Here is a 24,029-nt window from a genome sequence, read left to right on the forward strand (position 1 = left end):
ACGCACGCACGAAACGCAACAGAGAAGAATAAGAAGAAGCGGAAAGATGGGAAATATTCCGAGAACTCGCATAAGCTGGTACGGATTGGTTTATAATGTCATATCTGTCTCATAGAAATATCACTCAAAAGTCACATTCTGATTGATGGTAAGCGCCCAATCAGCAACAGTAACCGTAAGTTGCAAAGTAGCAGGGTCTATTTCTGTATCATCATTATCTACCCCCTCTCCCTTGATAACGGCAGTAAGCACGTACCGGTTGTTAGCTGCTATGCTACCTTTGTCTGTACCCTCTCCTCCTGTAATAGTGGTGTTCGCCTGTTTCTTATTAATAGTGATGGGATAATACCGGGTCACAGGAGCAGTGGTTAAACCGGTTCCATCCGCATCAAACGTTCCTTTAATTATAAGTTTGGTCGGCGTAGCCGAAGCATTCGGAAATGCATAGAAGTAGTACGGAGTAGTGAGTTCCGTATTGGCTGTATGGGAGGACACCGCTTCATACAGGTATTTATTGGCCTTGTCACTCCCACTGATAGGAACACTGCCAGTCTTTTCAGCGTTGACAGAACTATTTGTATTCTTCAGATAGATATCGGTCACGTTGAACGTAGCATCTTTAAATTGCCCCGCCTTGTCGAAAGCGGTCTTGATGCTGCTTATTGATACCCTCGCTACAAGGCGGGTTAGCTCTGCGGTAGCCGTGGCTTCTGCGCCCGCCGTGAGATTCTGTTTGTTTACTATTCCCAACATCGGAAGGTTATTGGCCTTTTGTGCATCCGTTACCTCACCTACTCCCGCAGCCTTGGTCGTCTCCGAAAGAAGCATCAGCTTAGCTTTGAACCCGGCAAGGTTGGTTACTCCCGCAAAAAGTGCCGGGGAAGCATTGGCTACCACATAGATCATTTGCTCGTCGCCGGGTTCGCAAAGTATCGAAATCGTCTTTCCACTGCCAGTCTCTGCGTCTTTGATATCCTTGCCTGTGAATTCCCGTAAGGCATTGACAGGGTTACCCGTCGCTCCGGTGAATACAGCTACCGTCAGGCGGTTGATCTGAGATTCATCGGTGGTGGGTAGAGTCCCCGTAGCACGGCTGTCCGCTGGTGCTCCCACTAATGTAAGTTCAAGTTTTGCAGTCTTTTCTTTCGGCTGCATTCCATTCTCGTTTTCATCACTGCCGCATGCAGACAGCGAAAGGGTTACTGTTGCCAGCACGGCCCACAAATAATTACTCGTTTTCATATATTATACCGTTTATGGTTATTATTCATTGCTTAATATTTAATTTTCAATTGTTCCAACGCCTTAATCGCCTGTTCCACTCCGGCGGCCGCCGCCATCGTGAGGTACACCTCCGCCTTATCCCGGTTACCTTCAAGCAGACAGAGAATCCCCATGTTATTATAGGCTATCGGAAGGGTGGCAAAAGGTTCCAGATACCCACGTGCCTTAGACAGTTCCTTTTTGCTCAAAGCCACTGCCGCTGCATTGATGTTGGCTTCCGGACTCTCCGGAAAAAGCCTTGCAGCAAGGTCCAATATATCATTATATTCAGTGGAACCCACCGGATAGCTACCTGCCACGGCAAAGAATTCATTCAGATGAAGGGCGCTCTGCTTTCCGCTACGCAGTAACTGAAGGCTTTCAGCAGCATCCAAAGGCCTGCGGGTGTATTCTATTTTGTACTCCACACGCATCACTTCCGGGAAAATCTTTTCCGCAAGATATTTGTAAGGCTTACCGTCCGCAAGCGACATCAGCATACGTTCACGCCCTTTGGCTATCTCTACATTATTAATAAGATCGAGGACGGCTTCCCGCAACAACATATCACTTCTCCTCACCAAGGAAGTGATAGAGTCCCAGTCTTCAGGAATCCAGTGCACTTCCAACAGAGCCCTCCCTGCCAGGCGATTCTCGCGCAGATATTCCTTCAGTTTCAAGGCGCGTATCAGGGCGTTGGCTTCGTTTTTCTTCAGATTACCCGCAGGGACCCCATAGCCGGTTACACTGACTTTCGTCAATTCCGTACCCCGCTCCTGCCGCAAGTCCCTCAGGGCGTCGCGAAGACGGTAGTAAATCTCAAAGTTCTGCTTTTCCTCAGAGAGCTCACCAAGTTGCTTCCCGTTCTTCTGTTCTCCCTCCAGTTCAAAGTACGGGACAGACCCTGTTATGCAATGCAACGTATCCTTGTCCGGTGCAGGCTGAATAAAATTCACCAATGAAAGAAACTCGGCATCGATATCCGCATCCAACCGGGCTACCCTCATCTTCGGCAGGCGGATTCCATCCGCTATCTTATCTTCATAAACATCCCCTTTCTTACCATGGCAGGCACATTCCTGTGAACGTAACAGGAGTATAGCCCGCTCCATCCACTGCTCGTAGGGCACCGACACTTTATAGGTAAACGCCCGGGAGGCCGCATGATCGTTGCGTATCACCACTGCCGGAATTGGCGAAGTGCGTACCTTAGCATTATTGCGTTTACCAGCCGCCAAAGCCTGTGTCCTCTGATATACTTTTTGTTTCTCCGCCCCGTTGATGAGTACGGCAGGAAGCTCCTGCTCGTATTCACCGTTTTTAAGTACGGGGGTCACGGTCAGCGACTCATCCGAAGGCATTCTCAGACCTTCGAAGTCAACGGACAATTCCACATTTAGGTGCCCATTCGTCAGCGAAAAATGTTGTCCGGTAACAAATAGTTCTCCCCGGTAAAACTCCTGCCCGAGACAGAGACAGCACGTAGCGAACAGGAGTGTCAATGTCAAAGGAATACGGATTAAGTTTTTCATGCTCTATGTTTAATTACAAATTACTAAATTATAAACAACTCTCAATTTATCAGATATACCAGCGATACCGCAACCCGGGTTGGCGCAATGAAATTTTTATGTTCGCCACCGGTCTGTTCACCGCAATGCAAACAACGGTAGCGTTCGTATCCGGTATGCAGAAATCCTACGCCGACGCTTGTCTCGATACTCCACCGGGGGGCGAGAATAAAGTGGTAGCCGTATGATACTCCCAGCCCCATGAAGTCCCCTTCATATCTTGAAGAACGTATTCCCTTAAAGAGCCCCAGAGGGAGTTTCATACCTCCCACATTATATACTCCGTACAACAAATGCGCACCGAAGAAGTGGCCGCCAAAGGGCTGGCACATCCAGTAGCGCAGTTCAGGCTGCACAAACCAATGTTTCCAACGCTTGTCTCCGCCTGCCGGAAAAGGATTGTAATGAAAACCAGCTTCTAATGTGAGCCGATTGGAAAGCTTCACTTCCACCCCGAAATTGGGCGAAGAAAGTATTCCCGTCAGCAGATCACTCTTCACTGCAAGAATCTGAGAATGCAAGTCTGCAAAACAGAACAGCAACATAATCAGGGACAATATGAAAGTATTTCTTTTCAAAAGGTTTCACGGATTACGTTTACAACTCGAACAGCTTTATCTCTTTCAGATATTCCCTCGTAACATAGTTCACTATACCGAGTTTCTGCGCAGCTTTCCCATATCGCATGTAAAATTCTTCAGTAGTGGGGTGATTACAATCCAGATGCTCGCCAGTAGCTTCAAGGATATCGAGAAGAGAAACATCAGAAGAGTCACGTGCAGGGCTGTACACATGCATATTACGGGAATCTCCTTTGTCAGACAGTTTTATGAGTCCGGCACTTAGAAGCTTCGAAAGCAGGACATCCATATCTTGCTCTGTAAGCTGGCAAGCATCCGCACGGATTATGTCTCCTCCCGCATAGATGTCGTTAAGTACTGCGATGGCAGCTTGTGCTTTGGGTGTTATCATGATAATTGTTCTGTTTTATCCATTATATACACTGGCATTACCTTGTAGGTAACGGATACCCACATATACAGCAAGACAAAAGACTCATACAAGCCCGATATATACAAGAATTTATATGTACATACGATTCACGGTGTACAATAATCCTTTTCCCGTCTTCAGCTTTCGGAAACGGGTAAGGGAAGTAATATACAAATTTGCACGGTGCAGGAGAAAATAATCATTCGCCAGACCTATACACAGGAAGAAAAACTTGTAAAATCTGTAGTATTTGTTTTCTAATATAAATCACCGGTTGACAAATGCATGTAAACAAGCAAATAAAATATCTTTCTCTTGGGATTTAGAAATATATTATCTACTTTTGCGCCATAATTACATCTACATTACCTACAAGGTAATTTCTTCACATAAAATTATAAATCAGGAATTTAGTCTTCAAATAGCATATTAGACTACCTCTCAAATATGTAATTCATTATAACCTTATTTGCCCGATCCATCCGACTATTTCCAAACCCCTTCATGTACCCCTCGGTAGTAGTTACAGAAGCGTGTCCCAGCCCTTCGGAAATGATTTCAATGGGAATGTGACAGTACTTGCCCGCAGTGGCCCACGTGTGTCGGGCCGTGTACGATGTCACTTTACCCTTTACTTTCCTCCACAGAGCAAGCGCACGCAGTTTACTGTTAAGTAAGCGTAATATCCGCAAGTAATCCCTGTAAGCAGCCATTCCTTCCAGACTTCCATTCAAAAAACAAAGCAGATAAGGCGAAGTGTCATCCCGGTTCCGGTAGCGCTCCAACAACTGCATAGCTCGACTATCCACACGCGCAGAAAGCGGCATCCCCGTCTTTCTGCGGCACAAGGTCAGATAGCCATCCTTCAAATCAGACTTCCGAAGATGGGCAAGATCAACAAAAGGCATCCCATGAAAGCGAAACATAAGTTCCAAACATGCGCGTGCCCACTCCATACCGGGAGAGATAATATCCAAATCCTTTTCTGCCAGTAATTGCCGCATATCATCCCGTTCCAATACCCGCCGATGGTCTGCCTTGCGCCCTGTGAACACTTCCCTGAACAAATGGGGAACGAAAGGCACCAGTTTACGCACTACTGCCCGGTTATAAACCGCCCGAAGCATACGCATATAGGTAGAGATGGTATTCCACTCCAAGCCTTTTTCGCCCTTATGGAGGAGGTAATGCTCATACGCCTTCAACCACAGGGGCGTAATGCCGGACAGAAGCAAACCGTCGCCATCAAAGACCATCACGGACCGCAACACGCTACCACATACATGGGCGGTACTGTACTGCCCGTTTCTTTCAAGTTCAGTGACCACCGAACTCATAAAATTGTTTAAATAGGCTGTCTTCATATTCATTCATTTTTTCGCACGTTATTGCACGCGCATATACTACGTCACAAACAGGCATTAAAGACAAATGTTTCATTACAATACTATCTTTAACCACCGCCTTTAAGTTTTGCCAGAGATGTTAATTTGACAGATATTTGCACCAAAGGTCAGAGGCGGGTGATTTAGTCCCGTAGAAGAGCCATGCGTTCCTCTACGGGCAAAGCACCCTTCCTCGTAGAGAAACGACCTATTGGTCGTAGAGCAACATCGACATACCGTAATCATTTGATTTTCCATCGTTTGCCGGAGTAACACATCTGCCTTCTTCCACTGCTCCGAGGAACGCTCCCCGCCACAGGTACACAAACGTATGGAAATATTTTTCACTTCAAAACAATATACAAAATGATTACAGTTACCATTCAGGTAAAGCCCTATCTCGCGGCTTACCTGCAAAGCGCATACGCGCATTGTACCATAGAGGGTGCCATCCGTTTCACAAAAAATCAGAATCTTTACAGTTGCCTGCTACAGCTCACCACTCCCCGCCCCAAAGGTGTGTCATGGCGGGATCAGGGAAATATCACCTTTTCCCTACCCTGCCCCAGTGTAGGGAAAGATCCACGAACCTACAATTATTTAGGAGAAGAAGCCGTGAAAATCCTGGAACAGGAAATCAACTATGAAATGAGAATGGATTATTACCGCTTCCTGCGCAGGAACAAGTTTAAGAACGGGATGATGTTTACAAGGGCTACGGAGTTGTATCTGGAAGAGCACGGAATGACGGAGCTTATACCGGAAGAGACGCTGCTGAAGAGTTATTTTTTGTGGGTGAAGAAGGTGGAAAGAAAATAGAATTGTATTTTCTTTATGCAACAGAAAACATCATTACTCATACCACTTATACAATTTCTTTTTCTAACTTTGTGAAATAAAAACATTGAGTATGATAGAACAAATCTTCATAGAAAACTATAAATCCATCCGCAACGCAAAGATTAGGCTGAACAGCCTGAACGTGTTGATAGGTTCCAATGGTGTAGGAAAAAGTAATTTCATCTCTTTCTTTGAACTGGTTCAAGCTATGTTAAACCAACGTTTGGGTAGCTATATTCTCAGTAGAGGAGGAATAGAGCGTATGCTATACCAAGGAAGAAAACAATCAGATTTCATTCGAAGTCTCATTGATTTCAAGAATACCAATGCTTTCTTTTTTGAGATAAAACCGACTGTTGGAGAAAAAGCCTTTATTGAATATTCAGGCGACTACTTCAATACAAAAGGAGAAAAGACCAAAGACTATGAAGGTCAATGGAATAAAACATGGTGGGACAAATCTGTGGAAGAATCAGAAATCCTTCATAGCCCCAAATGGCATGGTGGATATTTACGTGCATTCCTAAAAAGTTTCACTGTCTATCACTTCCATGATACCAGCATAAACTCTCCAATGAGACAAGCATGTAAAATTGGAGACAACGAAAGATTAAGGCACGATGCTTCCAATTTAGCAGCCTATTTATACCGATTACAAGAGAACGAACCACAGACATTCAGGCTGATAGAGGGAGTAATACGCTCCATCGCCCCCTACTTCAAAAGTTTTAAGCTGAGACCCAACCCTTTATCTCCGGACACTATAACTTTGGAATGGGAAGAAGTTGAATCTGACATGTATTTAGATGCCAACAGTTTCTCCGACGGAACACTCCGCTTTATAGCCTTAGCGACCTTGCTTTTACAACCGGAATTACCAGAAACGGTCATCATAGATGAACCTGAATTAGGATTGCACCCCACAGCCATCAACAAACTAGCAGCCTTAGTGCGGAAAGCTTCTCTAAAAAAACAAATCATCTTGGCAACTCAGTCAGTAAATTTTGTCAACTGCTTTGAACCGCAAGACATCATTGTAGTAGATAGGGAAAATAAACAAACTGTATTCCACAGACTTAATGCAGAAGACTTAGCAGCATGGATTGACGAGTACAGCATCGGTGATATATGGGAAAAAAATGTGATAGGAGGTCAACCATGAAAAGACTTTATATCATCGTTGAAGGACAAACTGAGCAAGAGTTTGTCAAAACACTGATTGCTCCCTATTTACAAAAGCATGAAATTTTCGAGGTAACTCCCATCCTGATACGTACAAGCAAAACAGGACGGGGTGGCTTTGTAAACTATCAACATCTGAAAAAAGATGCAGAACGGTTATTGAAATCAGAAAAAAAAGATTTCATAGTATCCATGTTTGTTGATTTCTTCCGTTGTCCGGAAGTTCCACACAAAGAAAAATGGAGTGTAAAAAGCAGCCATATAGGACAGGTTGAAGAAATGGAGCGATGCATAAAAGATGATATTAAAGATGTACGTTTCATTCCCTACATACAATTACATGAATTCGAAGCTTTACTCTTTGCTTCAAATGAAGGATTTAATTCATTCTTTGATGAAATACAAAAAGAGAAAGCCCAACAAATCATCAATTCTTATGATAATCCGGAAGATATTAATACAACCCCGGAAGGTGCACCTTCCAAACGGATATTAGCTATCAAAGAAGATTATGACAAAGTATTGGAAGGTAACCTGATTGCATTAGAAATTGGTTTTTCTAAAATAATAGAAAAATGTACCCGATTTAGGGCATGGATAGAAAAACTCATAGAACTGTGTAAAGAGTCATAAGAGAAAAGTTCTACTATTATTACGATGAAGTTTTGATTGTAGATTCCTAAATACACCTATAACGAGTAAAGGATATGATACAGCACAATCACGATCTGGAAATACTGAAGCAAATGGCAATGGCTGACGGTATTCTAACGGAAAACGAAAAAGAACTGTTCCGTTCCTATTTTCAATTGACAGACAAAGAAGCAGAAGATTTATTTCAATCTATTGAAGCCGAATTAGAATGTGTACAATCTGAAACAGAAGTAATTAATTGGAAACGAAAAAATGGCATTGATTTTGAAAAATGTATTGTAAAGATGCTTAATCCTCAATATTATACTTTGCAAGAGTGGACTGGAGACAAATTTATAGATGGAAGGTTCTGTGAAGCAAATTGCAACCCTGATATTACTGTAAAAGTCAACCTTGACAAATTGGACGTTAAATTTGCCATCGAATGTAAATGGAGAATGAACTTCTTCAATGGGTACACCCGCATTGCTACCGAACGGCAACTGAATCACTATCGAAGATTTCAAGAGGAACGAAATATCACCGTGTTTTTTGCATTGGGTGTGGGAGGTACCGGAGAACAACCTCAAGACATCTATCTTTTTCCATTAAACAAAATTAAATACCCTATTTTGAAAGAAGATTATATAGCCAAGTACTTGAAAAAAGGAAAAGAGCTTTATTTCGATGTAAAAACACAGAAGTTGACATAAAATATGCCCGTTTTACTTATTTTTGTTAGCAAGCATCTACAACAAATTTGCACTATTTACAGTGCAAAAGTGAAGAAAGACTGCACTATCAGCAGTGCAAAATAAAGCATTTTTGTATACTACGTTTTAATTGAAAAACAAGGAACAATATTGATTCCTAAAAATAATTTTCTTGATTATGACTTGAAAAAAGGAGATGTCATATATGATTGGGCGACATTCCATACTTATCGACACTTAGTAAAAGAGGGAATACCGGCTTTATTGCAAACATTACCTCAATAAACTTTGGAAGAGTATAATCTATATCGTTTCTTGCGGCAAGAAAACAATTTTCGGTTAGAGCAGGAACAAATACCAAATGAAGACTCTATAAAGAAGATAAAGCAGACTGTCGTTTAGTAGATAGTCTGCTTTCATTTCCGACAAGTTCGAATAAAAGATAACAGGTAAATAAGATATGGCTAGAACTCCCCCAATTCCTGCATCATCGCCGGACGACGTTTATACAAAACCCTGAATTCTTCCACCAATTGTTTCACAGCCTCCTTCCCGCCATTCAATTTCCGCATACCCCGTAACACCCTGGCTATATACTCATAATGATTCCGTCCCAAATTTTTCTCCGCATAAACACGAAGATCATCCGTAAACAAAGAAAGTATTTGAGAAGAATGGGTGGCATTCAGATGGGAAGCATACTGCACTAAAGCGTCTAAACGCCTGTATTTCACAGCAGACAAAAAGCTAAATAATTTATCATACTCTTTTTCTTCTATATAAATATCTGCTTTATTATTTCCACTCCCCCAGTAATCGTAGAAAGTCGTTTCTTGCATCAATGTGCTCAAATACTCCTTCCAATCCGTGGAAGATATCAACGACTTAAGCTTATGGTAATAATCCAAACTTCCATTCGTATGAATAAACAATAACCGGCACATTTCAATGACCTTGGCGACATTATGCACTTCTTCATAAATGGAAAGCAACTGTTCCTGCCATTCTCTTAATGTGCCAAGATTTCCTCCTCTTTCAGCTATCACTATTCCTTCATTCAGCATACTGATAGCCTTCTCATAACATTTCTCATCCAGTAGCTTTTCAACTTCCTGTCGTCTTATTTCAGGTAAATAAAGAAATTCAGATATAGTGGCTTCAACCTCAGTTGTCTTACCCAATTCTTTCAATATTTCTATTTTCCGAAGCACTAACTTATAGAGGTCCCAACGTTCTGCCCTCTCCTTTATAAGCTGATTCACACTCAACAAAGCCTCCTCTTTAGATTGCACTGAAAGCATAATCTGTTGCACCAATTCATCCATATCGAAAATTTCATATTCACGATATGTTGCCAGTTTGGATATTTGGATAATTTCATTCAATACATTCTTTTTCAATGCCTGTGATGCACCCGAATGCTGAACTACTTTGAGTAATAAATCTCCGGCATCTCCACAAGTGATACCAAAATCAATATCACCATCATTATATAGAAAGTCTTCGTCAATATAATTCCCCCCTATAGAGCGAAGTACTTGAAGAGCAATTGTCGCCACCTCTTCTAAAGCCTCCCGTTGAAACAACAGAGTGGCTTTAGCCAAATATCCATCTACTTTATCAGATACCTCATTCCAGTCTAACTCAGGTTCATAATATCGTCCTTTCTTAAAGTACTTTCTATATGAAGAATGAAAGCAACTCTCTATTTCATTTCGATAATCCACCTTTTTCGCCGGTCTCTTTGGTAAAAAAGTCTCTAACAAAGCGGACTTAAAATCAGAATGTGAAGAAGCGTATTTCTGAATAAAATCGGATAACTTGTCCGATTCCGCAAACAAAAGGATTTGTTCTACTTCTTTATCCTTCACAGTTTGGGGCATATTCTTTCCCAACAACCCCAACTGTGTATTTGCTTCCTTAGCTGACAAGAAACGACCGGCTTTGCCTCGACTGTCACGAATTGCCAGAAGCGTAGCCACCACATGTTTACAAATGTTTCCATCGTAAGGACAATCACACTCCCAAGCAATAATCTCATTCCCTTCCATCGATACAGTTACCTCATAATTCTCCGTACCGCAAACCGTTGCAATCCATTCACCCGGAGATTCCTCTTCTATTTCCAACACAGCATCAGATTCATAATAGTCTTCACCACGCATCAAAATCTGAGGAAGAACATACTTTTCAAAATTAGATATTGTTATCATAAAATATTGATTCCAGTTATTGTTATTATCAAAATCAGCCATCTCTCGTTACCCGATTATATATCCCTCTTGTTCATACCCCTTCCCATATCTATGGATCATCTCAACAAGAGGCAACAAGCGTTCATCCATAATATCCATAAATTTATACCGGGCATACTGCATGTCATAAAGCCTACGGTTACCATTCTTCAGCCGTTCCTCTACATCTGCCGGAATAAAAAACTCAGAGCGTTCTCTCAGAAAAACGTAAAACTCTCTTTGATAGATCTCAATCCCCGCCAAGTCAAAGTCACCAAAATGGATATAACGATTAGGAATCATCTGCAACCAAGTACGCAAATCCGTTGATTGAGGGTAACGGGATACAAAAAGAACTTTCAAGCCCCCAAATAAGTATTGTTGCCCACGAATCCGCTGAAAATTCTCTCCATTTTCCATTCCTATCACAACCACATCATCGGGAATTCGAAAGTGCTCATAATCTTCTATAAATACAGAAGTACCTTCCGCCGGATAAATCACAAAAGGCTCTTCACACAAGCTTGCTTCTATCGGAACATAACTGTTGACAAGAAACCCCTTAAACCCACGAGTTTTCCGAACTTTAGAATTGCCTGCCATAGCCACCTGCTCCGCACGCGACACTGCTTCCTGACGAGACATCATCTCAATCCACTCCTCCAAACTCCCGCTTATGGAATAACGTTGGGCTAAAAAAGTGCGACATCCTTCCACATCACATATCCGATAACTGCCACGCCTTCCATAAGAACTTTGCACCAAAACACCTTCTGCCAATAGTTCTTCTGCCAATGATGCAGGAAACGAAGAATAACCCACAGATTCACCGTTCAACATCCGTGCAACTTTACGTGCCGCAGCCACAGTAATAATATATCCTTTTCCATTTCTCATGCCTTACTATATTTTAGCAAAGGCACCACCTGCGTATTAGAATGCCCATCTTTATTCAATAAATAAGTATATTTATAATTCTCCACATTATATGTAGTAGGCGAACTGTTCACCAACAGGATATTTCGGCAATTGGCAAAGTCCAGAATTCCTTTCACATTGTTGGGATGCAATTTGCCTATCTCATCCATCATGCAGTGTATCTTGAAGTCACCGAATTTACGGGATGCCTTTTCTTTGAACACATTGATAAGCATAATATTTACCATAGCCTTCACCAGAATATCCGTCCCATCAGAACCTACGTTGGCAATCTTTTCCACCCATCCCGTATCATTATCATTCTCCTTAACCCGAAACTCCAGTTTAAAAGTGTCCGCCAAAACTAATTGTTTTCTGCCCGGATCGTCCAATAAATGCTTCATGAAAGACAACAAATAACGCACCGCCGTCGCATTAACATCTTCACGGGAAGCCTGCGAAAATAAATCCGCCTCTCCCATATTATGTTGGTTATCATCACTGAATTTCTTTATCTCCAGTAGCAACTGCATCAGTTTGTCACTGCTTGGCAAGGGACGGAGGGATATTTCCTTTATCACCCCGGCAAAGTTCCGCTCTATAAAATCATCGTTGATATCACCAATGGTTTTACGAATCTCACTCTCATTTCGGGTCAAGTCTCCCACCTCCTTCGATATACGCCGGATAATATCAGTGTATCGTCCACTGATATGCTTCTGATAATCAGAAATTTTATCATTATCTACAAATTCGCATAAGTTCGAAGCAAAGTCATAGTAATCCTGTTCGCCAATCAGTTCTGTACGGAAATGGAATGTATTCTTCGCAGAAAAATAACCTTTGAATTGCATCACGGCTTTCTTGAAATCTTCCGTCTTTCTGATAAAAGAGACTATGAGCGACTTAAGTTCCTTCACAAGAGTATCACAGTTTTTTCTGGTAGATTTCTCTCCTACTTCCATCGCTCCGGCCGGACAAAAAGTTTCATCATTCAAAAAAGCATCTGCTTCCGTTAATCCGCTTTCTAATATCTGCAATTCCAACTTTAGCTTTTCCAAAGCACTATTTATTTCTTTCAGTCCGTTTTGCAGTTTCTCCCGTCGCAATGCAAACCGCTCATCCAAAGCCGAAAGTTTGGCCTCATATTCTTTCTTCCGACTACGCATGGCAGATTCTTTATCAAAGAGTTCTTGCTTATCCTTTTCATAATAAGCTACCTGATTGCGATGCTCGCTGATATACTTCAGCTCTTCCCTGATCTCCGCCAATCTCTCATCATATTTACGAATGGTTGCCATATCAGCTCCCTTGCCGTTCAGTTCAGCATCCTGTGCCTGCCGGAGTTCTCTCTTCTGTTCTTCAATCAATTGCTTATGACGATCAATCTCCCGCTGAACCTCGTCAACATAACGGTCCAGTTCAAGCTGAAGCTCTATTTTGGTATCTTTATAGCTCTTCTGACAAGCCTTCAACTGTTTCTCACGCTCCAGCAGATATTTCTTTTTCTCTTCATCCACCAGATAGAACCGATGGGCTATTTCATTCAGACCAGTCTGAAATTCTTCCATCCGTACTTTTTTCCACTCTTCTTCCTTCGTTTTCCAAATGGCATGATCCGCTCGCAGATTCTTTAGCTTATAAGGAATTTGCCCTCGCTCAGCTTCCAGCAGATGCTGTTGCTCTACCATCTCCCTAATTTGTTTGGAATACTTCTTCTCCAGGCGACTTATATTTTCACTCAATTCCTCCGCCAACCGTGTCAGTTGATTGCAATAATCCTGATAAACTACCTGCTTCGCTGCCCGTTCCTGTTTTATCTCTTCGGGAGTACGTATGCTCCGGTCAATGGCCGACAAGTTCAATGAAACACCGAACAGAGTTCCAGCATCATCCGCCAAACGGGGATTCAATTCATGATTGTATAGCACTGACTCCTCATCCGCCACTTTACCTATCGTTTCTTGCCAGCCGGGATTATGCTGTTCCAACCAATCGCAAAAAGAACCTTTCCGCTTCTCTATCAATGCATCTAGTACCCGCAACTGTTCTTCAACATCCGCCTTTTCCCTACGTACTACATCCATACTCCTCTGAGCCGCCATCTCCAGTTCTTTGCGTTTTAGCTCACATTCATTCCTCTGTTGACCAATATCCATTTGCTGCCGGCGTATCTGCAAATCCAGTTCCTTATCCCTTCTGCGCAATTCATCAATGCCAGCTTCACAATCTGAGATTTCTTTCTTATAGTGTTCTTCATGAAGCGCTTTCTGCTGCCTCAATTTCATCTGCATCTCCTCGCCACGCAGTTGTGCCAATCGTTGCTCCACCATTTGCAGCTTTTCCTCAGATGCCGTTCGCACTTTATCCTCTTCGGAACGAGACTGCGCCATAGCTTTCTCCTGACGTCCGGCAACAGATGATCTTTTTTCAAGAATCTGAGCCTGTCTGCTGTTTTCGAACAAACTCAAATCAGCATCCAAATTCTTAAACAACGAGCCGTATTTAGACAACACATCCTGATAGGCCCGTGTCAGTTCTTCCTTCATTGTCGAAATGCGTGCCAGTTCTCCGTTTTGCAATTCCTCCTGTGCCACCCGCTTTATGATTTCCTCTATATTGATTTGTTCATAATACAGCCGTTTCTCACGCACCTGTTTCAACTGCGTTTCAATACCGCCCATACCACTAATGAGAGTATCTCTTTCCTTATTATATTTCTCTCTCAATTCATCAATCAACCGAATAGCCCGTTCACGTTCAGTCTCTGTTTTGTTTATCTTCTCTCTGATATGAGGGATTTCCTGCAACGCCCGTTTCTCTGCATAGTTCAACTCAGCACGTTCCTCATCTATCTGTTTGTGGGAATAAATCAAGTCACGATACGAATTTATCACTTTATCCGCTATCTTCCGCACGGGAATCTCACCATTCTTGTTTTTGGTAAACCAGAGCATCACGTCATTATATTCCTGCTCAAACTCTTTTATCTGGCTTCGATAAAAACTCAAGTCAACAAAAACCTCTTCATCAGTCATGGAACGGATAATGGTATCTTTTATAAAATCGGCATCCAGCTTAGAGTTGAGGAAGACATTCTGTATGGTACGCGGAATATTCTGGTACTTGGCACTTTCCACGATGGCGAATTTCCGGTAAGGAGTCATGTCCTGCTTACGGTTGTTGCCGAAGATAATATCACGATACATCTCGTAAACGGTGATTTGCGAGGTAATCTGGCGTTTTCCACCGATGCGTTCACGGATACGCCCCCACTCCGGATACACCTCATTATGTTCATTGATAAACCAATCCCTCTCAAACGAAGCATCTACAAAACGGAAAGCCACTCTTCCTTGCGACTTGGCAGCCACTACACAGTAGGCTCCATTCTCACGCATCACCTCATAGACGATGTAAGAATTAGAATATGGGAAGTAGAACGTGTCAAAACTCTTCTTCTCCTTGGGGATGCCGAGCTTAAGTTTATCGGCATTGTAGAAAAATAGCAAAGCACGGAGCAATGTACTCTTCCCCACTCCCTGCGTACCAATGAAATGTACATTGCCATCCAGTTTCACCTCTGCATAAGGAATATGGGCACTGTTCAGAAAAACAATCTTATTCAGGTATCTCATCTTGCACCTCCTCCGATATAGTGATACAATCAATCAATTCTTCCATATAATGGAAAGCAGTCAGCACTTTATATGTCCCGTCCACTTCATTTTCCTTTTCTATGAATCCCATCTTTTCCAGTTCATTAATCAATTTAGCCACTACTTCCTCATGTTTCTTTTTGTCGGAGAACAGTTTAGAAGCTTTCTCCTTCAGCTCCATATCACAACCGATCTGAATTTCAATATCAGCAGCGCGAAACAGGAATCCGGGACCGAAAGCCGAATGATAGGTTTTCAAGAAACTCATATAATCAATCCATTTCAAGGTAGCTTCCAATTTACGCTCCAAATCTACTTTCGCCTCTTTACGCGTAAAATGGTAGTAACCGTCTCCCCCTTCCAGATAAAGTCCGATTCCCCGATAATATTCATAATAATCGGGCAATTCTTCTTCAATAGCATCATAGTAACGCTTCACCTGAGTAGAAATACTGTTAGAGGAAATAAACCCTCCTTTACTAAGTATATTGAAAATCTCTTCGGTATATTTCATGTTCAAAAAGTTTTATTTGACGTAAATCAAAGGATATTCCACATCGCCCGAGCACTCATAGCTTTCCATAAAATTGAGTTCATCAGCATATTGGGAAGCCAACTGACAAAAATAAATCAGTTTATCTCCCCGGGATACTTCTTTGCGAAAACGATAGTTCATCACGAAACCAAACAGATGCATCCCGGATGCCGTAAAAGCATTGTACACTTCCCGCAAGTTTATCGCGTCAATCCGTTGCGACTGATTATCCAGATATCCTTCCGGGATAGCCTCAGCCAGATTTTTCGGACCGTGCTTCCTGTTCTTTTGCTGTGCCACCAACTTCCTGACGGCTTGGAAAGCCTCATCCGAAGTTCGCAGATAATCTATTGATAACTTTATGCGGTAGTTTGTCTGAGGTTCCATCCATAACGGATGACGTTGCGAAACCACTTGTCGAATAGTCGTGTTCTCTTCCAATAGGAACTGGTCTTTCAGATACTTCAGCTTCCTTATTTTCTCAAAGATACGGTTCTGATAGTCTATCAAGTTCAGGTAATGGACAATCTGCCGGTGAATTTCGAGCAGGTTATGATAAGAATCGTTCAATTGCAGTTTGACATCGCTCACCACATTCCGCATTTGCACATCCATGGCTATGCGGAAAAAGACCGGTTGCTGGTTATCAATCAGCTCCTCACTTTTAGTTATTAGCAAAGAGATGTTCTTGAGCTTTTCGCTTAATCTCATCAACTTCGCTTTTTTTATTTGGTAGTTGGGTTCATTCTTGTAAGTATTATCCATGTTCCTTTTCAGGTCCATTACATTGCGGACAGTGGTAAGAGCAATGTTTTTCAGACAGCGTTTCACTTCACGCTGATAATTGTACTTGCGCTTTTCATTATTCTCTTTCAGATAATAATCTATATTTTCATTGAGGCGTGTAAGATAATCCTGTACAAAAGATACATTAATTTCCTCATTCACTTCCAACACGTCTTCAAAGAACTTCAGATAAAGATCTTCCATTTCAAGAAAGTCACCCGTGTCACGTATTACACCGTAATCAATCAGATAACGAACACGCTCTTCTTTATACTCTGTCATCTCAAGCGCATAATCATAACGAAACGAAAGCGACTTCCGTTTGGCAAACATTTCTTTCAGTAGTTCTTTCTCGCGTTCAAGACTCTTCACTAATTCTTCTATGGAACGAAAAGTACTCATAGTCAATCTTACATTTTATTTCTCGTAAAAATATACTATATCCTCTAATTCCACAATATTCTAAAGAACTTTTATTCAATAAATTCACCTTTCCAACTATCTGGTTCTCACAAGTTGCGCTGATCACATAGGTATTACAGAACACTTGTCTAATTGCAAAAATCGGATTTTCTTCGTAAACACATGATTATTAATTTAATATATTTGTTATCTTTGTATTGAGTAAAAATACTTAGTGCACTGAGTAAAATGTAACCCTATGTATAAAAGATCAGAATATCAAGTAATTATGAATCGGCTTAAAGAACAGCGAAAGTTCATTCAAGTCGTAATGGGTACTCGTCAGATAGGCAAATCAACGGTTATCAAGCAGGTGTTAAAGGATTCAGATATGAAGAAACGAATTACTACGTATTTCATAGGAATATTAGCATTAGCCATGCTATGTAGCGGATGTAGCACTAATCGTATGGCGGCAGGTGACCCGGGCGCGGTGTTGGCCGGAGCATCCATCGGAGGAAATGTGGGAGGCGCCATCGGAGGCCTCATTGGCGAAAGCAACAGGGGATGGAGAGGTGGCTACCGGGGTTCCGCCATTGGTACCATCGTCGGAACCATCGCCGGAGCAGCCATCGCAAATGCCGCTACCGCCCCCAAGCAGACAGAAGAATATAGCTACCGGGTAGAAAGGACTCAACCTTCCAGACCCCAACCCCAATATTCATCAGCTATCGAAAATCTGAGAATACATAATATACGTTTCATTGACGCCAATCGCGACCACACAATCAACTCAGGCGAAAATTGTAAAGTGATCTTCGAAATCATAAACGAAGGAAACAGAACAGCTTTCAACGTAGTACCGGTAGTGGCCGAAATCACGGGCATGAAGCGTATCTATATTTCACCCTCGGTCATGATAGAGCAGATTAAGCCTCATGAAGGTGTGAAATATACCGCCAGCATCAATGCCGGAGAACGGATAAAGACGGGAGAAGTCATCATACGCGTTGCCGTAGCCGATGAAAACGGACAGGAGTACGACTGGCAAGAGTTCTCATTGCCTACCCAACGATAAACATTTTATTTTAAACGATTACACCATGGCCGACAATTATTTAGAAAAACAATACGAAGCATACCAAGCCCGGAAAGCCGCTTGGGAAAAAGAACGTAAATACGGAAAGAAGCCCTCGCCTATGAAGCGTCCGAAAACTTTGGAAAAATCAAAAGAGGGTGAAGAAACACCCCCTGTTAATACCAATTTGGAAAATACTATTTGAATGCCGGAGCCGGCAAATGCATACCTGCCATCGTCAAACCATTGTCTTTGGCATATTGAAGGAAATACTTACGTGATTTCACCGCCTTCTCCCTATCCATATCATACGTAGCGCAGATTTCGGGATGCTCTAACTGAAGAGCGGCTCCATGGATAAGATCGGCAATCACCAACAATTTGTTCGCCTGGAACACGGTATGCCCGGGAGTATGTCCCTCAGCATTCATCGCAACGACATTACCCGGCAATGTTTCTCCGAACTCAAACAAATGCAAACGGTCTTTATAAGCATTCATCGTTTTCAACACTTGCGCATTCCTGTCGGCAGGCATCTTGAGCCAGGCATCATATTCCACTTTCGATGCATATACTTCAACATCAGGAAACACAACACTATCCCCTTTCATCATTCCACCGATGTGATCGCCATGGAAATGGGTAAGATACAAATATTTAATATCGGAAGGGGTAACTCCCAAAGAAGCCAAACCCGATAGCAGACGGCTATCCGGCGCTCCCATGCCCGTATCGAACAGAATTCGGATTCCACCCGTTTCTACCAGAAAAGCACTTATGGACGAAGGTATTCCGCCTTGTAGTTTCAAACTCTCTATCAGACTATCATCAGCATCTGCAAAAAGCGTTCTTTCCATCAGGCGCTCTTTCGCATTATCCTGTATCCAGGTAACTTTCACTTTATCCAGTTGCAATGTCTTCAGGCCATCGCACACCCCATTTACACTATCCATACTAATATCCTCATTTACTTGCTTTTTTGTGCCTCCGCCACAAGCTGATAACACGAATATTGCAGATGTAACAACCAGATACTTCCACGTTTTGTTTCTCATTAGCTTATAAATTTAGTTCATATATAATAGACTACTACATAATCAGGCCGATTCCGCGCAAGGATGCGTAAACCAGAAACGACTCCCGACTCCTACTTCCGATTCGGCACCAATCGTGCCACCAAGGTGCTCCACGATACTCCGGCAGATGGACAGCCCTAAGCCGGTGCCCTTGGAGAATGTGTTCAGTTTCACAAATCGGTCGAAAACCTGACCCACCGCATCCGGTGCGATGCCGATACCCGTATCCGTAACCGAGAACTCTATTTCATTGGCACCCTCTTTAAAATGGTACTCCAGAGTGATCTGCCCCTTACTGGTGAATTTCAGAGCATTATTTATAAAATTGGTGATGACCTGCATCAGACGTTTCTTATCCGTATAGATACGATAATCGGGCAGACCGGAAGCCAGTACAACCGGTACAGGTTTATCTTCCTTGATTTCATAACCACGCAATATATCTTCACAGAAGTCCCTGATATTCAAATATCCCATGTTGAAATCGAGCGTTCCCGCCTCTATCTTGGATAAATCCAGAATGTCAGATATCAATTGTAAGAGCAATTCCGTGTTCTCTTGCATTATTTCAATATAGCCCTGACGCTCTTCTTTATCTTCCTCCTCAACAAGCATACTTGCGAAACCGACAATGGAATTCAACGGAGTACGAATCTCATGACTCATGTTAGCCAGAAAGGCGGACTTCAAGCGATCCAAATTTTCGGCCTTATCCTTGGCTATCCTTAATTCCTCTTCTATCTTTTTCTGATGGTCGATATCAACGCTAGTAATGACATGTGCCATCTGGCCGTCTATCCAAGGAAATGCCGCACTAAATACACGAAACCAACATTGATCGAACGGGCGTTGGTAATCCCAGGAGTAAACTTTAGTAGGTAGACCGTTTTCGTCAATCAGATGTCTTTTAGGACAAAACTCACATTCGCCCGTTTTATCAGTATAAAGGGCCTGCCAGCACTTCTTTCCTTCAAAATGCTTAATGCCACCATACGGAGCCGCCATAGACGCATTGGCATACAACATATCATGAGATTCAAAAGAGTTCACATAAATGTCGACTCCCATATTGTTCATGATGCTACCCAGCGTGTTGCTTGCCCGCACTTCCCGTTCTTTATACTCACGAACGGCTATTTCTTTGGAAAGCGAGCCCAGCAATAGATGAATGGTTTGCAATTCCTCATCCGTGAAAGGAGTTGTATTCTCCCTATCCGCAAATCCTATAAACCCGATAATCTTTCCTTCACTATCTTCAAATTGACGGACCAGCAAGGAGTCCGTTTTATGAAAATCAAGAACGTCAATATCAACTAAGGAATTTTCATAGTTTCTATTGGCATAAAAAGGACGGTTCTTGACCTTCATACGATCGGAATGTATTTTGGTCATTTCACTCATCTCAAAGCGAAGCTTCAGAGAATGGTCTTCATTTCCAATGGTTTCTTTCAGGAAGAAATAGCGAAAACCATCGGTCTGATAGACAAATCCTTTTTTAAACTTATAAAAAGTACAAATATCCGTCAATGATTCCGTGATTTTCTTTTCAATGGATTCACATCCATTTAAACGCTCTAAGAAATGAAGGAGAAATACACTTAAACTCTTGTTCTTTTCGATCATATTGCTTTTTACACCTTAGGGTTAGAGACACTTAAAAACAAAAATAAAATACATTTTCGAGTATCTTCAAGGCGCTAATATACAAACTTTTAAAAGAATAAAAAAGGTTTTCTATGTACTTAACTATCACCTTTTTTCTTCTTTTCGAACAAAACAAGAAGCATAAAATCTAATTTATTTTACAAGTTAATTTATCAAGAAATACAACTTTAGTCCGTTGGCAGAATTAATTCATTACGGAAAAATAATGAGCTAAATGATAAGTTAGCGGGCTGAATTTTAAGCCTGAAAGGCTTGCATTATATAGCGTAGGGCATCGCCCTACGTAATATACATCCCCATTTCTGAGCCCTGAAAGGGCGAGATAAAGCGTGTATGCTTGATTGCGCCCTTTCAGGGCTTAAATAGAGATATACATAATCACGTAGGGCGTTGCCCTACGCTATGTAATCTCAGGCTTTCAGCCTTATAAAATCCGCGTTCGTCCGCCTTGTCCGCGTAGTCCGCGTATCAATTTAGCTCATAACCGGAAAAGAAAGGAATTAATTCCGCCAACGGATAACTTTAAGCGTTTAGATAAACTATAGCCAATCATTCATAATTTTCATAACGCGAACGCAACTTTGCCGAACGACTGGATGCTTGTTCCGGTTTATCCGCCGATTGCTTTTGTTGCGGTTCGCGGACCAATTTCGGTTTCGCCGGACGATTATGACGTTTGGGCTTTTCAGCAACAACCGTTGCTTGCTGAGTATTCTTCAAGGGTTCGGCAGGCTTTCTGCCCTCCCGCCTCTTATTGTTCTGCTTGCCTTGTTGCTTCTCTGCCGGTGCTTTCGCTTGTACCTTTCGTGCATTGGCAATCGGAGTTGTTTTCGTCTCCTCCAAAGGCGGTAAATCATGTTTCCGTTGCTCCAGTTTGATACCTGTAAGTTTCTCTATCTCACGCAACATCGACGCTTCTTCACCCGAACAAAAGGCAATGGCACGTCCCTCGCAACCCGCACGCCCCGTACGTCCGATACGATGGACATAAGTTTCCGGCACATCGGGCAAATCGTAGTTGAGAACCAAATCCAAACCTTTGATATCAATACCGCGTGCCGCAATATCCGTAGCGATAATTACATTGGAACGACCTTCCTTGAAATTACTCAATGCACGCTGGCGGGAATTTTGTGACTTATCTCCATGGATACTTTCACAAGTGATGCCACGACGTGATAAATAGCGCGCTATATTATCCGCCCCATGTTTGGTACGGGAAAATACAAGTACCTGGTGTCCGGCCTCTCCGAGTAATAGTTGTGCCAGCAATTCCTTCTTCTGAGGCTTTTCCACACGATAGACGGACTGGCTGATAATTTCCACTACGCTGGATGCCGGAGTGACTTCCACCCTCGCCGGATTGCGCAATAAACTTTTAGCCAGACGATCAATACTATCAGGCATAGTAGCCGAGAAGAACAAGGTTTGCTTCTTGGGCGGGAGTTTAGGCAACAAGCGCTTCACATCGTGGATGAATCCCATATCGAGCATACGGTCAGCTTCGTCAAGCACGAAGTGCCGCACATGGTCGAGGCGGATAAATCCTTGTGACATCAGATCGAGCAAACGACCGGGAGTAGCCGTCAGGATATCCGTTCCGGCGCGCAATTCATCAGTTTGCGACTTCTGCTTTACCCCACCGAAAATAACGGTATGGCGCAACGTGGTATATCGTGTATAGTCTGCCAGCGATTCATCGATCTGGATTGCCAACTCACGCGTTGGAGTAAGGATAAGAGCACGAATCTTACGTGGAGCACCTTTCTGCTGAGATGTAGGGTCGGCAAGCAATTGTTCTATGATAGGTATGGCAAATGCCGCCGTTTTACCAGTTCCGGTTTGAGCCAGTCCTAATAAATCACGCCCTGTCAGGGCTTCCGGTATGGCTTGTTCTTGTATAAGAGTAGGAGTAGAATAGTTTTTTTCAAGGAGCGCACGGCACACCGGCTCCGAAATATTCATCTGTTTAAATGTCATCATTTCTTTTAATTAGAGCACAAAGGTAGGCTTTTATAAGGAATAATCATTATATTTGCATGAAAAGTAGTTTTTAATTAACTACAAAGAACAGATATTCAAACTATTATATCGCATGAAAATACATCATATCGCCATCTGGACTTTTCGCCTGGAAGAATTGAGAGAGTTTTATATCCGCTACTTTAACGGAACAAGCAATGAAAAATACATCAATCCGAAGAAGGGTTTCGAGTCCTATTTCATTTATTTTGATGATGGCGCGGCATTAGAATTAATGAGCCGTACAGATGTGCAAAACACTCCGATAGAAGAGAACAAATTGGGACTCACGCACTTTGCTCTCTCTTTCCAAAGCAAAGAAGATGTTCTCCGCACTACTGAACAACTCCGTAGCGATGGGTATACCATAGCCGGCGAACCGCGGACTTCGGGCGATGGATATTTCGAAAGCGTCATACTCGATCCGGATGGTAATCGAGTGGAATGTGTATACAGGAAGGAAGAAACCAATAATGAAGCTGATGCTCCGATTGAAACGGAACGGTTACTATTACGCCCCTTCCAAGAAAGTGATGCGGAAGCCTTCTTTAAATGTTGCCAGAATCCAAATATAGGAAACAATGCCGGCTGGAAACCTCACGGATCCTTAGAAGAATCACAAGAAATCCTTCGTTCCGTATTTATATCCCAGTCTGGAATATGGGCTATCATCCTAAAAGAAGACGGACGTTTGATCGGTTCAGTCGGCATCATCCCAGATCCAAAGCGTGAAAACCCGCAAGCACGCATGCTGGGATACTGGCTCGATGAATCCCATTGGGGAAAGGGCTACATGACGGAAGCGGTGCAATCTGTTCTCGATTACGGATTCAACACCCTCCAACTAAGCCTCATTACCGCAAATTGCTATCCTCATAACGAGCGCTCACAACAGGTTTTGAAACGCCACGGTTTTATCTATGAAGGCACTCTCCATCAGGCCGAGTTAACCTACGATGGACATTTATACGACCATCAATGTTACTATCTGGCCAAGCCGTGAATTGCGAAAAATCAGTATATAAAATAAAAAAATAAGATTTACATTAAAATGGCTTTTTTTTAAGATAAGCA

At 42.5% G+C, this 24,029-nt stretch carries 20 protein-coding genes; 7 read left to right on the top strand and 13 right to left on the bottom strand.

The window, feature by feature from the left end; all coding sequences use genetic code 11:
- Positions 1-120: 120 nt before the first annotated feature.
- The 5 genes from DW036_RS20145 to DW036_RS20165 form a co-directional block, all read right to left on the bottom strand.
- Complete coding sequence (locus DW036_RS20145; protein WP_118465968.1) at positions 121-1,242, bottom strand: fimbrial protein; 1,122 nt, start codon at positions 1,240-1,242, stop codon at positions 121-123.
- Positions 1,243-1,274: 32 nt separating this feature from the next.
- Positions 1,275-2,795 (bottom strand): DUF3868 domain-containing protein, encoded by a 1,521-nt coding sequence (locus DW036_RS20150; RefSeq protein ID WP_118465969.1) that lies wholly within the window; start codon positions 2,793-2,795, stop codon positions 1,275-1,277.
- A 41-nt stretch (positions 2,796-2,836) separates the two neighbouring features.
- Positions 2,837-3,379: a DUF3575 domain-containing protein gene (locus DW036_RS20155; RefSeq protein ID WP_118465970.1), complete on the bottom strand. Its 543-nt coding sequence runs from the start codon at positions 3,377-3,379 to the stop codon at positions 2,837-2,839.
- A 52-nt stretch (positions 3,380-3,431) separates the two neighbouring features.
- Positions 3,432-3,806, bottom strand: a complete 375-nt coding sequence (locus DW036_RS20160) for a hypothetical protein (protein ID WP_118465971.1) — start codon at positions 3,804-3,806, stop codon at positions 3,432-3,434.
- Positions 3,807-4,261: 455 nt separating this feature from the next.
- Positions 4,262-5,197, bottom strand: coding sequence for a site-specific integrase (locus DW036_RS20165; RefSeq protein WP_118465972.1), 936 nt, complete (start codon positions 5,195-5,197; stop codon positions 4,262-4,264).
- A gap of 381 nt (positions 5,198-5,578) precedes the next feature.
- Here DW036_RS20165 and DW036_RS20170 point away from each other — a divergent pair, with 381 nt between their 5' ends.
- The 4 genes from DW036_RS20170 to DW036_RS20185 all read left to right on the top strand — a co-directional run bounded on the left by DW036_RS20170 (position 5,579) and on the right by DW036_RS20185 (position 8,580).
- Positions 5,579-6,031: a hypothetical protein gene (locus DW036_RS20170; protein ID WP_118403274.1), complete on the top strand. Its 453-nt coding sequence runs from the start codon at positions 5,579-5,581 to the stop codon at positions 6,029-6,031.
- A gap of 91 nt (positions 6,032-6,122) precedes the next feature.
- Positions 6,123-7,214: an AAA family ATPase gene (locus tag DW036_RS20175; RefSeq protein ID WP_118465973.1), complete on the top strand. Its 1,092-nt coding sequence runs from the start codon at positions 6,123-6,125 to the stop codon at positions 7,212-7,214.
- Complete coding sequence (locus tag DW036_RS20180) at positions 7,211-7,867, top strand: DUF4276 family protein (RefSeq protein ID WP_118465974.1); 657 nt, start codon at positions 7,211-7,213, stop codon at positions 7,865-7,867. The genes DW036_RS20175 and DW036_RS20180 overlap by 4 nt, the downstream gene beginning before the upstream one ends.
- 74 nt (positions 7,868-7,941) lie before the next feature.
- Entirely contained in the window at positions 7,942-8,580 is a 639-nt protein-coding gene (locus DW036_RS20185; RefSeq protein ID WP_118465975.1) for a hypothetical protein, read from the top strand.
- Between the two features lie 464 nt (positions 8,581-9,044).
- On the opposite strand, the gene DW036_RS20190 is transcribed toward DW036_RS20185, so the two are convergent.
- Genes DW036_RS20190 through DW036_RS20210 form a run of 5 tightly spaced genes read right to left on the bottom strand, consistent with a single transcriptional unit; the run spans position 9,045 to position 17,114 of the window.
- On the bottom strand, positions 9,045-10,793 hold the full coding sequence (locus DW036_RS20190) for an SWIM zinc finger domain-containing protein (protein WP_118466002.1): 1,749 nt from the start codon (positions 10,791-10,793) through the stop codon (positions 9,045-9,047).
- 48 nt (positions 10,794-10,841) lie between these two features.
- Positions 10,842-11,711 (bottom strand): hypothetical protein, encoded by an 870-nt coding sequence (locus tag DW036_RS20195; RefSeq protein WP_118465976.1) that lies wholly within the window; start codon positions 11,709-11,711, stop codon positions 10,842-10,844.
- Positions 11,708-15,370: an ATP-binding protein gene (locus DW036_RS20200; RefSeq protein WP_118465977.1), complete on the bottom strand. Its 3,663-nt coding sequence runs from the start codon at positions 15,368-15,370 to the stop codon at positions 11,708-11,710. Before DW036_RS20200 ends, DW036_RS20195 begins: the two co-directional genes overlap by 4 nt.
- Positions 15,354-15,905 (bottom strand): hypothetical protein, encoded by a 552-nt coding sequence (locus DW036_RS20205; protein WP_118420866.1) that lies wholly within the window; start codon positions 15,903-15,905, stop codon positions 15,354-15,356. The genes DW036_RS20200 and DW036_RS20205 overlap by 17 nt, the downstream gene beginning before the upstream one ends.
- Before the next feature lie 12 nt (positions 15,906-15,917).
- On the bottom strand, positions 15,918-17,114 hold the full coding sequence (locus tag DW036_RS20210) for a hypothetical protein (protein WP_118420865.1): 1,197 nt from the start codon (positions 17,112-17,114) through the stop codon (positions 15,918-15,920).
- A gap of 391 nt (positions 17,115-17,505) precedes the next feature.
- Here DW036_RS20210 and DW036_RS20215 point away from each other — a divergent pair, with 391 nt between their 5' ends.
- Together DW036_RS20215 and DW036_RS20220 are read left to right on the top strand one after the other, a co-directional pair.
- The gene (locus tag DW036_RS20215; RefSeq protein ID WP_029327839.1) at positions 17,506-18,192 is read left to right on the top strand and encodes a hypothetical protein; all 687 of its coding nucleotides are present in this window, start codon (positions 17,506-17,508) and stop codon (positions 18,190-18,192) included.
- Between the two features lie 25 nt (positions 18,193-18,217).
- Positions 18,218-18,397 (top strand): hypothetical protein, encoded by a 180-nt coding sequence (locus DW036_RS20220; RefSeq protein WP_061437652.1) that lies wholly within the window; start codon positions 18,218-18,220, stop codon positions 18,395-18,397.
- On the opposite strand, the gene DW036_RS20225 is transcribed toward DW036_RS20220, so the two are convergent.
- The 3 genes from DW036_RS20225 to DW036_RS20235 form a co-directional block, all read right to left on the bottom strand.
- A complete protein-coding gene (locus DW036_RS20225) occupies positions 18,390-19,247 on the bottom strand; it encodes an MBL fold metallo-hydrolase (protein ID WP_118465978.1) in 858 nt (285 codons plus the stop codon). The two genes, DW036_RS20220 and DW036_RS20225, sit on opposite strands and share 8 nt — an antisense overlap.
- Before the next feature lie 42 nt (positions 19,248-19,289).
- A complete protein-coding gene (locus tag DW036_RS20230; protein WP_118465979.1) occupies positions 19,290-20,891 on the bottom strand; it encodes a sensor histidine kinase KdpD in 1,602 nt (533 codons plus the stop codon).
- 591 nt (positions 20,892-21,482) lie between these two features.
- A complete protein-coding gene (locus DW036_RS20235; protein WP_118466003.1) occupies positions 21,483-22,913 on the bottom strand; it encodes a DEAD/DEAH box helicase in 1,431 nt (476 codons plus the stop codon).
- A gap of 115 nt (positions 22,914-23,028) precedes the next feature.
- Between DW036_RS20235 and DW036_RS20240 the strand changes: the two genes are divergently transcribed.
- The gene (locus DW036_RS20240) at positions 23,029-23,958 is read left to right on the top strand and encodes a GNAT family N-acetyltransferase (RefSeq protein WP_118465980.1); all 930 of its coding nucleotides are present in this window, start codon (positions 23,029-23,031) and stop codon (positions 23,956-23,958) included.
- The last annotated feature ends 71 nt before the right edge of the window (positions 23,959-24,029 follow it).

The organism is Bacteroides sp. AF39-11AC (genome assembly GCF_003474285.1).
Classification (GTDB): Bacteria; Bacteroidota; Bacteroidia; order Bacteroidales; family Bacteroidaceae; genus Bacteroides.